Genomic DNA, 10,170 nt, shown 5'->3' with positions numbered 1-10,170 from the left:
TTACACCGACGTCTTCCGCTTGCTTCAACTTTGCCAAACGCGCAGCACTGAGCGCTGCCCACATGCCCGCAAAACCGGCACCAATAATCACTATGTCTTTACTCATGTGAGATTCCTCATTCACTTCTGACTCATCATTTCGGCGCAGCATACAAGAAAAAATAAACTGCGACAACATTAGTCGCAGTTTATTTTTTTGCTCGATTTCTTTATGCTTGTCGCAAGAGAGTGATTTACACTGCCAAGTCATTAGAATCAGAGGTTAACTCATGGCTTTTTACAGCTCAGGCGTTGAGTATGGGATTCACTGTTTGGTGAATATGGTTGATGAAGACGGCGAACCGAGGGAAATGTCCGTTCGCGAAGCAGCGAACTTACAAGGCGTCCCGTATGATTATTTGGGAAAAATTTTTACTAAGTTCTCAAAAGCGGGGTTAGTCGAGAGTTCAGAAGGTCGCAAAGGCGGTTATAAGCTCGCCAAGTCGCCAGCAGAGATCAGCGTGCTTGATATCGCGATTGCGATTGACGGTGAGAAGTCGATTTTCGACTGTAAAGAAATTCGCCAGCGGATGAACATCTTCACGGATGATGTTCCTCAATGGGCATGCGAAGGGATGTGCGGAATTCACGCGGTCATGAGAAAAGCTCAAAACCAGATGCAGCAAGTCTTGGCTGAACAATCCATCTTAATGCTTTCACAACAAATGTATGTGAAGGCGCATAATAACTATGCCGTTGAGATCAAAGAGTGGATTGGTGCGAATCGAAAAACAGAGATGAAGGGCTGATCATCGAGCCCAGCCCCATGGCGCTCCATTTAAACCTCATCAAGTGTTTACCTTTCCGTTGTGTGTTGTGTCCTTGCGCCGCACGCGGTGAGCCAATGTTCACTTGGCATTGTTTCAAATTGCGGAATTCCGTCGTTTAAGAACCCCACATCCCAGTTTGCATGAGAACCGACATACACATGAGCAGCAACTTTTGTATCGGCGGGGCCAGACAGCAAACCAGCAGGTACCCAATATGAATCACCGTTCGAGCTGATATTGGGTACAGGACTACCACATTGAGAACAAAACTCAGATTTAAACCCCGAATTAGTAGAAAAAGACTTAATTTGATGCTCGCCAGTACACCATTTAAAATTTGATGCTTTGACAATCAAAGCCGAATTGGATGAAGAACCCGACACCTTTCGACACAATGAACAATGACATTGATAAATGAGTGGTAGTTCGCCTGACAACTCAAATGAGATCTCTCCGCACAAACAATTTCCTTTCAATTGAATAAATCCTTGTTAACTAGTAAACATAAAGCCCGCCTAAGGGGCACAAAACTCAACCACAACAGTCGTAACGACCTCAGTTCATAGGAACTAACCATGCGTTAACAGTCCCTTGAGCCATTCGTTAGACGAAACTACGACTTAAATCTCCAAGCCGCATCAACAAGCTTCACCATCAACTCCTTGGATACCCCACTACTGTCTCGTTCGGGCATGTATTCAACAAACTCTGCTCCAATAAACTTGTCACTCGAGGCGATTGAATGAACTAAATACAGGGCCTCTCTTGCGGTTAAACCACCAACATTCGGCGTAGCACATGCTCGAAATAGAGAACCATCTAAGACATCGTAATCGAATGACAGGTAAATACCGTCATACGCTCGCTCCAATTTTTCCATTAAGGTTCGAACGACAACATGAAACCCTTGCTGTTCGATACACATCATGTCGAAGCTGGTCATATTGAGTTTTTGAATGAGTTGATGTTCACATGGCATTAAATCTCTGACGCCCACATAAAACACGTCTTGAGGGTTTAAAGTGATATCAGAAGGTATTGACCAACCATTGTGCGGATATTGATTCATTAATAATGCTAACGGCTTACCGTGCAAATTGCTGTCGCGAGTGTTGTTGCAATCAGCGTGAGCATCAACCCAAACAATTGCAATTTTTTTATTTTTGCCCTTTTGATAATGGCTTAGCACTGCTTGAATTGTACCCATCGCTATCGAGTGGTCGCCACCAATTGTTATGGGGAGCCGATTATTCTTATAACTTGCCAACACCTTTATCGTTAGGTCGTGCGCGTAAACTCGCAATGCTTCATCTTTGTTCCCGCAGGAAATCAATGAATGAACTTCATCGGAGATGACAACATCGCCTTGGTCAATGATGTCAGCACCCCATCGGTCATTTCTAACTTTGATCCAGTCGGTAAGGCCTACCCATGACATTTCATCCATTCGTCGCAGACCATCAACCGTATTTTCTTGGGTTGTCACAAAACCCAGTTGATTGAAAGGTGCTCCGATGATGTCGAAATGTCTTTTCATGTGTACTCCTGTACTTACCTAATTTCGTATACCGCCGCATTAAGGGACATCGAAACCATTGTGTCGTAAACGCTTAAGCTAATTCAAACTGAAAATGCCGAGCGTTGTAAATCCCTCTTGAATGCTTTGTTAGTTGCGTTCTAACCACTCAGAGCGCAGCACTCCATACTTGACTGAATCATAATACTCGCCATTGTAATAGCGGACTTTTCTCAGCCTAGCTTCTTGCTGAAAGCCTAATTTTAAAGCTAATGACATCATTCGAGGATTACCCGACCAAGTCGTAAAACCAACCCTTTCAATTTCCTTACTTTTGAACAGATACGAAACCCACAACGGAATCGCTAATGCAGCAATGCCTTTACCCCAATACCCTTTATCGTAAAGAATAACACCAGCTTCAAGCCAACGAGTTTCTTCACATTCCCAGTAACAACTAACCATTCCCACTGGAATATCATCGACTGTAATCAATTGCGAATCTAAGCCCGATAAAAGACGCTGAAATGAAGAGTTTTCAAACTGTTCTAAGGATGGATGTGAGTATGGAAAATAAGGACCATTGAACTTAGTCCATTCGTCATTTGAGATAACCAAAGCATGGATAAAATCCAGCTCATTTTCTCTTGCAGGTCTAATACTTACTTTCATTTCTTACACTAAACCTCTTGATTCTTGGTGCAAACTAACACCCGCCTAAGGGGTCAGCAACGCAATACAAATGTGACTGCATTACGCCTTAACCACTCAACAAACTGCAAACCCAAAATGCCACGCGTACCGAATCTACTTGAACAGTTTGTTATACAAATTTCACGCGACCTACTTTGAATGTTGTCTCCTCATCCACTCATGGCAAGCGTCACCCATTGTTAAACCCACCGAACTTTTCATCCATTGCATGAAATCTCGGTCGAATTTAAATTGTTCACCAAATTTAGATTTAAAATAACGACGAACGTTTTGAGTTGTCTTGTAACTATCTGTAATGACTGTATCGTCATCAATATCATTTTTATGCCAATCAACCTTTGCCATGGTCTGATTTCTCCATTTGGTATAACGCCGCGTTAAGGGGGGAAATTCCGTATAAAGCTACCTTCCGCTGAACGCTTTGTTAGCCGTTTTATGCCAAGGATAGCCCGCCATCAACCACAAGCGTATGGCCAACGATGTAGCTGGCTTTGTCTGAGACCAGAAACTCAATGGCATTAACGATTTCGTCTGCATGACCAAAGCGTTTGATAGGCACCACCTCTGAAACTTCACTACGAATGTTTGGTGAGTCCAATTGCTTGCTTTCCCATCGTGGTGTCCATGTCACACCTGGAGCTACCGCGTTAATGCGAATTCCAGAGCCAATACATTCCAAAGCAACAGAACGGGTTAACCCTTCAATCGCGTGCTTGGACGCGCTGTACATTGAGGCATTAGGTGTCGGTCTTAAGCCATTCACAGAGCTGACGTTAACAATAGAGGAACCCGCATTCATCAGTTTTAACTCATGCCTTAAGCACAAGGCTTGAGACCAAAAATCGACATTCAATGTTTCCTGTAAAGAAGAAACGTCAACTTCTTTAAATTGACCACTGGATACCAAAGCCGGTGACGCATTATTCACTGCAATATCCAACAAACCGTATTGATTATTGATATGGTCGAATAGCTTTTCAAGCTCAGATTCTGAGGAAATATCTACAATTTGATAGTCCACAACGCTTAATTGTGGAAATTCATGCACAGACTCCAACCAAGACTGTTTAGCACGAGAGCAGGTTATCACTTGATAGCCCAAGTCCACGAATCGCAGAACAGCTTTCAGCCCTATACCTCTAGAGCCTCCAGTTACCAATGCTACTTTCACTTTAGACTCCTTTCTTGTTTCACTGTCTGACGGCTAACGCCGCGTTAAGGGGTGAATGCCGCAAAAACCAACCTTTCGCAGACCACCTTAACCACTAAATTCAACGCATAGTAAAAATGTCACGCGTTGTGAATCCCTCTTGAACTGTTTGTTATATACCCGAACTCATTGTGTATTCTGGATGTCCAGTGTGCTCATCCAATTGCTCGCTCAAGACTTTGAAGCCTTGAGACAAATAGAATTGATAACTAGCCTGATTTTCCTTGTACACAGCGAGACTTAATTTCGCCCTCCGAGTTGTAGCATGACTCAATAGTTGCTTACCAATACCTTTGCTTTGAAGCTCAGGAGAGACAAATATAGCAGCTAGGCTATTTTCATATAGTGCGTAAAAGCCGACTACTTTCGACTCAACTTCGTAAACGTAAGTTTCTGAAGCTGGAATGTAGATATTACGCATGTTTTCTACTTGAGATTCCCAGAACTCAGGCGAGATGAAATCGTGAGCTTGAACTGACGCACTAAGCCAAATTTCAAGAACTGAATCCATGTCATTTTCGTTGTACTTTCTTATCATTTTAAAGCTCTAAATAGCCGAATTTATCGGGGCAATATAAGGCCCAATTAAGGGGTGAATGCCGTACAAACTAACCTTTCACAGACCGCTTTCACCACAAAAATCACCAAACTCCACCGGAATGAAAAATGCCATACGTTGGCAGTCTGACTTAAACGGTTTGTTATAACTACGCTTTTTTGATTGGCTGACATATATATAGCAAGAAGCTACACGTCAAGGCTATCCCTGATGCACTTAACGTATTAAATTCGAAATAGTTTATTAACGAGGACGTGCCAAAAGTCGCAACAAAAAATGTTCCCAAATAATACACCCTAAACGGCAATAATTTTTGCGAACATCTTTTACAAATCACTGGTTTATCTGGGATGAATTTGAACTTATCCCATACAGTCAACGGGGCTGAGCAGTTTGGGCACTTGAACATGTGTATTCCTAACTTGTTACTGTATAAAGTAAAAACTAACTATAGTGACCTTCCCTTGCAAAACTACAAGAATGTAATTCGAGGGAGATCATGCTGCCAAGTAGTTATAACGCCGCGTTAAGTGGTGAACAACGCATACCACCAGACCTAAACTATTGTGCAGTAAACACTTAAACTGATACAAACCAAAAATGCCAAGCGTTGTGAATCCGTCTTAAACGCTTTGTTATGTGCATATCGGCGACGTTTACGCTAATTTTCTCGCAATTTTGCTATCGAAAGACCTGCAACGCCTACCAACGCCCACTTGGCCGATGAAATAAACCAATAGAAAAAGCTTTCATTGGAATTCAATGTAGAAGCAACTAAGAAAATGCATACTGAAAAGATCAGTATAAAAACCCACCACAAGCCTTTCGGCTTTAACACCTTTTTCAATAACAGTTCAATGGCAAAGCACACGGAAAGTGCTATCAGAAGAGAAACACCAAAGTTAAGCCATCCATTTTCAATTACGCTTTCCATTTCACCTCCTGTATGATTACGATTAACTACCTATAAAACATGGTCTTAGAAATTTAAGCATCGTTTTATTCAAGCCTGGCTTATGCACATAACGCCCTGTTAAGGTGTGAGCAACGCAATGCCGAAGCCCCTGCAAACCACCTTAAACACTAAAAGCAACGCATAGTAAAAATGCCACGCGTTGCGAATCCCTCTTGAACAGTTTGTTATGCTCGTGCTCAAAGAAATTGAAGGACTAAACAAGCTATAAACGCTGGCAGACCAGCTATAAAGAAAACTAAACCTGTCTGGTAGTTCAATCGATAGTGCTCGCGTTCGTCTTTTTGAAAATCATGCCCTTCTACCATTTTGTAGACTTTGTCTGTTCTAGGGTCATCTAACCGAGTCGTCTTACTATGGATACCACCTTCCCACATTAGCTTAGCCAAAACCCATATGACTATGACAACAAAGAAAAGAAAGTCGACCAACTGAGTCGTAGCAAAGAATGGAACAAACTGAGCTAGAGCGATAACAATAAGAGCCGCTGAGAGGTTAATTAGAACCACTTTTTTGAGTAAATCGAGCAAAATCACCTCCTAGAGCATAACGCCGCGTTAAGGGGGGAATGCCGCACATACCAAGTTTCCGCAGACTACTTTCACCGCCAAAACTCACCGCAAACCAAAAATGCCACGCGGCATGAGTCCCGCTTGAACGCTTTGTTATATAGCCTGCCTATCAGCTTCAATTTACCACCTAAGAAAAGCCGAACAAGTAGTGAATCTTGCCGCAACCAAATTACCTGAAGTGGTTCACGAACTTGGACAGACAAAACGTCCAGCGCTCGTGGATTCAAATCGACCAGCGACAAAGATCTCTTTTACGTAGAGAAACCTAACGAACGGAACCGACATTGCACGCAGACGTTTCGATAACATAATGCTCGCCACACCTTGCGATAGATGAACTTTCCGCGAACCATTTGCCTAAGACAACTGGATATAAACACCAATATTTATAAAGCTACATAACGCCCTGCTAAGGGGTGAGCAATACACTGCAAAAGCCAACGCAGGCTGCCTTAATCACAAAACTCACCGCATGCTTACAATGCCACGCATTGCGAATCCCTCTTGAGCAGTTTGTTAGCCCTATCCCCCAAAGTGCGATTTTCTATGACAATTTGGACAAAGAGCTACCACATTACTTAGAGTATCTTCTCCACCCTGTGATAAGGGAACTTCATGATGAACTTCAAGATATGGCGAGCCATCGGATTTTCTTAAAAATGGTGCAGGCTGAAAACAAACCTCACAATTACCATTTGCTCTTTGGAGAGCTTGAACAACCACATAAGGGTTTCGTTCATATACATCTGTGACCACTTGCCTTTTTCTTGGAAATTTAGGATACGAATTTGTCAGACTTACTTCGTCGGAAGACGAAGCTATTTCAGATACTTTCTTGTCAAACTCAACGTAGCATTGTTCTGCTGTTAATGGTCTAAATCTAGTTAAACTAAATTCATTTAAGAATTTTTCCTGTATTTCAATTATTGCATCATAATTTTCAGCTTTAACCTCAATCTTTACCCATTCATGATTTTTTGCAACACTTGCTTCTTCATTTATAAAATCATGAAATTTTGAGAAGGGCGGTTCAGGTTCAGTTAGTACAGACAATCCATCAAATGAGTTGCCTGCCATTGTTTTTCTGGTAGTAAATTCTAATGACACCACATCTCTTTTCAATGCAAAACCAAATAAATGAAGAGCACTATTTCCTACTTTTCGACATAACTTACTATTATGTTCGTTTAAATCAAAAAACAGCGTATTGGGTTTATTAGTTTTAATTACACACTCATATACTTCAGCCAACAAAGCTAAGTTCTGAAAAGTGTCAATAGATGGCATATTGTATTTTTTTGTAAACTGCGATATGGCTTCAAGAACCTTCTGACTTTCCATTTTCATCTCCTTTATGGCTAACGCCCAATTAAGGGGTGAACAACGCCTACACCCAAACCTAAAGCATTGTGTCATAAACACTATATTTGAAGTAGAAGCAAAAATGCCAAGCGTTGTGAATCCCTCTTAAATTGCTTGTTATATTTAGTCTGCGATTTCAAATATGGAGTCAATGATGATAGGTAAATTACCCCTTACGGACATGGCTCCAAAAACTGAACGAGCATGAACACCCTTTTCACCAAACACGTCTGCCATTAAATCAGAGCATCCGTCCAACACTTTAGGATGTTGTTCGAAGTCACTAGTGGCATTAACAAAACCTTGGAGTTTTACAACTCGGGCTACTTTGTCTAACGAACCCAGTTCGAGTTTAATCGCCGCCAAAATATCTAAACCCGTAGCTTTGGCAAAAGTGTAACCTTCTTCTGTTGTGTATTCTTGACCTAACTTACCCTTCGGCACTTTGCTCAAGCCAGCCACCGGTCCTTTACCTGAAACATAGAGTAAGTTGCCAGTTCTCACACAATTGCAATAACTACCCTGAGGATCGCTTGCTTGAGGTAACTCCAACCCTAGCTCTGATAGTCTCGTTTCGATGTCCATTTATCCTCCATGATTAAACAAAATATAACGCCGCATTAAGGTGTGAGCAGCGCTTGGCTATACTTGAGCGAAGCGAAACTGCCAAACGTTGCGAATCACTCTTAAATGCTTTGTTAGGGCTTTTTCGAATGAATGCCTCTGCTCCTTGAATGAAAAACGACCAACCATTGTCATGAGCTAAGTCAATTTTGTTAGCTCCATCCTTCAAAGCGCTCATAATTCCATAAACAGGTATAGGGGTAGGCACATTGGATAGAATTGCATTCAATAATGTTTTTCCAAGGTTGGGTTTTGCATATTCCGCGACAGACCAAAGTCCATCAATCGCTAGTTGATCCAGTGCGTCTACGGGATCGTTATCTTTAGATCTAAATGATGAATGCATTTTGGTTCGAAATGACTTTATGAAAGGGTCACTCCGTAATTCTATAATTTGCTCCCAAGTAAAGTCACCAAAGTCTGGTATATACTGGCTGTTACCTGAGATGTCTTCAACCAGTATCCCCTCATTCTTGGAGTAATCAGAAAAACCTTCCCGAGGTCGATAGAAAGGTTTCCAGCTATATTGGGGTCATACTTTTTAAAACTGCTATACAGCTGAAGTTCATGCCACATATCACCACATAACTGCTTAAAAGCAAGGTTATGTATAAACTCGCCTTCTTTCATTTCCTTTTTGTGAGCGTAGTGAAGAATCCTACCTTTCATTTGTTCAGATATTGCAGAACTGAGTCCTAACTCGAAGTCTCTCTCGTCTTCTACAAAATCCCAACAATCTAAGAATATTGAAGTGAATTTTTTGTAATCTAACTGCTTCGTATTTATCTTTGGCAACAATATAGCTTAAGAATTCTCTTTGGCTTAATTTCCCGACACCTGGAAGTGGTAACCCTACAGGAGTCAATTGGTTATTAAAAACTATGTATTCGAAATATATCGCTAAACGTTTGAATAGAGCATCGCGCTTAACTCCATTTCTTTCTGCACTAGTAACGGTTGACCAGCCAAGTAATGTTTTCATTAAGTTATCCGTTTTGTTTAAGTAAGCAGCCCTAACGCTCTGTTAAGGTGTGAGCAACGCAATACCAAAGCCGCTGCATACCACCTTAAACACTAAACGCAACGCATAGTGAAAATGCCACGCGTTGCGAATCACTCTTAAACAGTTTGTTATGAAACTTTGTCTATAATATCAGACAGGTAACTCTTAATTAAGGATTCCCAGCCGTGGTATACATAGCCATTGTAAATTGAATAAAAACCACTCCCCTCAGTTCTATGTGCTTGATTTACTAATGCCCTTTTGTATTCATTTTTTCTCTGTTGATCCAACTGTTTGAAAGCATCTGGTGTCATATGGTACAAAACCATGTCGATTTGCTCGTCTGGTAACAACCTAAGTAAACCAATTCCATTTGAACGCGAGTAGTTTAATGCCCCACGTTGATACGCGGAGGAAGTTGCGAAAAGCCCTTTAACATTGACTCCCGTTATTTGATTGAGTTTTGCTTTAAACTCCTCGACGTCATCAACTGGAACGGGCTTGGAATAGTCTTTACATTCACAGACCCAAAGCATAGACCAAGTGTCTGCACCCGGAATCCAAATTTCAATTGAAATATCTACGATAATATCGCTGTCCCTATCCTTCGAATAATATCCCTTCTTTTGGAATAAGCGACAGCAACTGGGATTTAACCCTAAATAACCAGAGCTTACGAGATCCTTTATATTAGCGAAGACTTTATCTTCAAATTTGTCACCTTTTTCTACTGTATTCATACTTATCTCCAAGTTTCATAACGCCGCGTTAAGGGGTGAATGCCGTATAAACCAACCTTCCGCAAACCGTTTTCACCACTAAAATCAC

14 protein-coding genes are annotated in these 10,170 nt (G+C 41.5%); 1 reads left to right on the top strand and 13 read right to left on the bottom strand.

The annotated features are described in order from the left end of the window. Positions 1 to 269 precede the first annotated feature (269 nt). Positions 270 to 788, top strand: a complete 519-nt coding sequence (locus ACF8PK_RS13885; RefSeq protein ID WP_238820228.1) for an Rrf2 family transcriptional regulator — start codon at positions 270 to 272, stop codon at positions 786 to 788. A 47-nt stretch (positions 789 to 835) separates the two neighbouring features. Here the strand turns inward: ACF8PK_RS13885 and ACF8PK_RS13880 are convergent, their stop codons facing one another. The 13 genes from ACF8PK_RS13880 to ACF8PK_RS13820 form a co-directional block, all read right to left on the bottom strand. Next, positions 836 to 1,246 carry a GFA family protein gene (locus ACF8PK_RS13880; RefSeq protein WP_392441860.1) on the bottom strand — a complete coding sequence of 137 codons (411 nt, stop codon included), beginning with the start codon at positions 1,244 to 1,246 and terminating at the stop codon, positions 836 to 838. A gap of 176 nt (positions 1,247 to 1,422) precedes the next feature. Beyond that, positions 1,423 to 2,346: an arginase family protein gene (locus tag ACF8PK_RS13875; protein ID WP_238772573.1), complete on the bottom strand. Its 924-nt coding sequence runs from the start codon at positions 2,344 to 2,346 to the stop codon at positions 1,423 to 1,425. A 129-nt stretch (positions 2,347 to 2,475) separates the two neighbouring features. Then, on the bottom strand, positions 2,476 to 2,997 hold the full coding sequence (locus ACF8PK_RS13870; protein ID WP_172562947.1) for a GNAT family N-acetyltransferase: 522 nt from the start codon (positions 2,995 to 2,997) through the stop codon (positions 2,476 to 2,478). Positions 2,998 to 3,168: 171 nt separating this feature from the next. Further along, positions 3,169 to 3,384, bottom strand: coding sequence for a DUF6434 domain-containing protein (locus tag ACF8PK_RS13865; RefSeq protein ID WP_158164337.1), 216 nt, complete (start codon positions 3,382 to 3,384; stop codon positions 3,169 to 3,171). Between the two features lie 88 nt (positions 3,385 to 3,472). Further along, positions 3,473 to 4,210, bottom strand: coding sequence for an SDR family NAD(P)-dependent oxidoreductase (locus ACF8PK_RS13860; protein ID WP_392441857.1), 738 nt, complete (start codon positions 4,208 to 4,210; stop codon positions 3,473 to 3,475). A gap of 151 nt (positions 4,211 to 4,361) precedes the next feature. Beyond that, positions 4,362 to 4,787: an N-acetyltransferase gene (locus tag ACF8PK_RS13855; protein WP_392441855.1), complete on the bottom strand. Its 426-nt coding sequence runs from the start codon at positions 4,785 to 4,787 to the stop codon at positions 4,362 to 4,364. A 682-nt stretch (positions 4,788 to 5,469) separates the two neighbouring features. Next, entirely contained in the window at positions 5,470 to 5,742 is a 273-nt protein-coding gene (locus tag ACF8PK_RS13850) for a hypothetical protein (RefSeq protein WP_392441853.1), read from the bottom strand. Between the two features lie 218 nt (positions 5,743 to 5,960). After that, complete coding sequence (locus ACF8PK_RS13845; protein WP_025502458.1) at positions 5,961 to 6,311, bottom strand: hypothetical protein; 351 nt, start codon at positions 6,309 to 6,311, stop codon at positions 5,961 to 5,963. A gap of 564 nt (positions 6,312 to 6,875) precedes the next feature. Beyond that, on the bottom strand, positions 6,876 to 7,694 hold the full coding sequence (locus ACF8PK_RS13840) for an HNH endonuclease (RefSeq protein ID WP_392441851.1): 819 nt from the start codon (positions 7,692 to 7,694) through the stop codon (positions 6,876 to 6,878). Between the two features lie 144 nt (positions 7,695 to 7,838). Then, positions 7,839 to 8,300 carry a RidA family protein gene (locus ACF8PK_RS13835; RefSeq protein ID WP_055466950.1) on the bottom strand — a complete coding sequence of 154 codons (462 nt, stop codon included), beginning with the start codon at positions 8,298 to 8,300 and terminating at the stop codon, positions 7,839 to 7,841. A gap of 13 nt (positions 8,301 to 8,313) precedes the next feature. Beyond that, complete coding sequence (locus ACF8PK_RS13830; RefSeq protein ID WP_392441849.1) at positions 8,314 to 8,685, bottom strand: hypothetical protein; 372 nt, start codon at positions 8,683 to 8,685, stop codon at positions 8,314 to 8,316. Positions 8,686 to 9,012: 327 nt separating this feature from the next. Further along, positions 9,013 to 9,321 (bottom strand): hypothetical protein, encoded by a 309-nt coding sequence (locus ACF8PK_RS13825; RefSeq protein WP_392441847.1) that lies wholly within the window; start codon positions 9,319 to 9,321, stop codon positions 9,013 to 9,015. Positions 9,322 to 9,470: 149 nt separating this feature from the next. After that, a complete protein-coding gene (locus ACF8PK_RS13820) occupies positions 9,471 to 10,082 on the bottom strand; it encodes a restriction endonuclease (protein ID WP_392441845.1) in 612 nt (203 codons plus the stop codon). Positions 10,083 to 10,170: the final 88 nt, after the last annotated feature.

Origin of the sequence: Vibrio sp. CJQ_6 (assembly GCF_043106745.1) — a bacterium.
Classification (GTDB): Bacteria; Pseudomonadota; Gammaproteobacteria; order Enterobacterales; family Vibrionaceae; genus Vibrio; species Vibrio furnissii.
Note: the sequence above shows the minus strand (reverse complement) of the source record. Positions and strands in the feature narration are given on the sequence as shown.

Excerpts from the sequence above, each read along its gene's own strand:
- ACF8PK_RS13885 (WP_238820228.1), top strand. The coding sequence starts at position 270 with ATGGCTTTTTACAGCTCAGGCGTTGAGTATGGGATTCACTGTTTGGTG.
- ACF8PK_RS13875 (WP_238772573.1), bottom strand. The coding sequence starts at position 2,346 with ATGAAAAGACATTTCGACATCATCGGAGCACCTTTCAATCAACTGGGT.
- ACF8PK_RS13870 (WP_172562947.1), bottom strand. The coding sequence starts at position 2,997 with ATGAAAGTAAGTATTAGACCTGCAAGAGAAAATGAGCTGGATTTTATC.
- ACF8PK_RS13865 (WP_158164337.1), bottom strand. The coding sequence starts at position 3,384 with ATGGCAAAGGTTGATTGGCATAAAAATGATATTGATGACGATACAGTC.
- ACF8PK_RS13855 (WP_392441855.1), bottom strand. The coding sequence starts at position 4,787 with ATGATAAGAAAGTACAACGAAAATGACATGGATTCAGTTCTTGAAATT.
- ACF8PK_RS13850 (WP_392441853.1), bottom strand. The coding sequence starts at position 5,742 with ATGGAAAGCGTAATTGAAAATGGATGGCTTAACTTTGGTGTTTCTCTT.
- ACF8PK_RS13840 (WP_392441851.1), bottom strand. The coding sequence starts at position 7,694 with ATGGAAAGTCAGAAGGTTCTTGAAGCCATATCGCAGTTTACAAAAAAA.
- ACF8PK_RS13835 (WP_055466950.1), bottom strand. The coding sequence starts at position 8,300 with ATGGACATCGAAACGAGACTATCAGAGCTAGGGTTGGAGTTACCTCAA.
- ACF8PK_RS13830 (WP_392441849.1), bottom strand. The coding sequence starts at position 8,685 with ATGCATTCATCATTTAGATCTAAAGATAACGATCCCGTAGACGCACTG.
- ACF8PK_RS13825 (WP_392441847.1), bottom strand. The coding sequence starts at position 9,321 with ATGAAAACATTACTTGGCTGGTCAACCGTTACTAGTGCAGAAAGAAAT.
- ACF8PK_RS13820 (WP_392441845.1), bottom strand. The coding sequence starts at position 10,082 with ATGAATACAGTAGAAAAAGGTGACAAATTTGAAGATAAAGTCTTCGCT.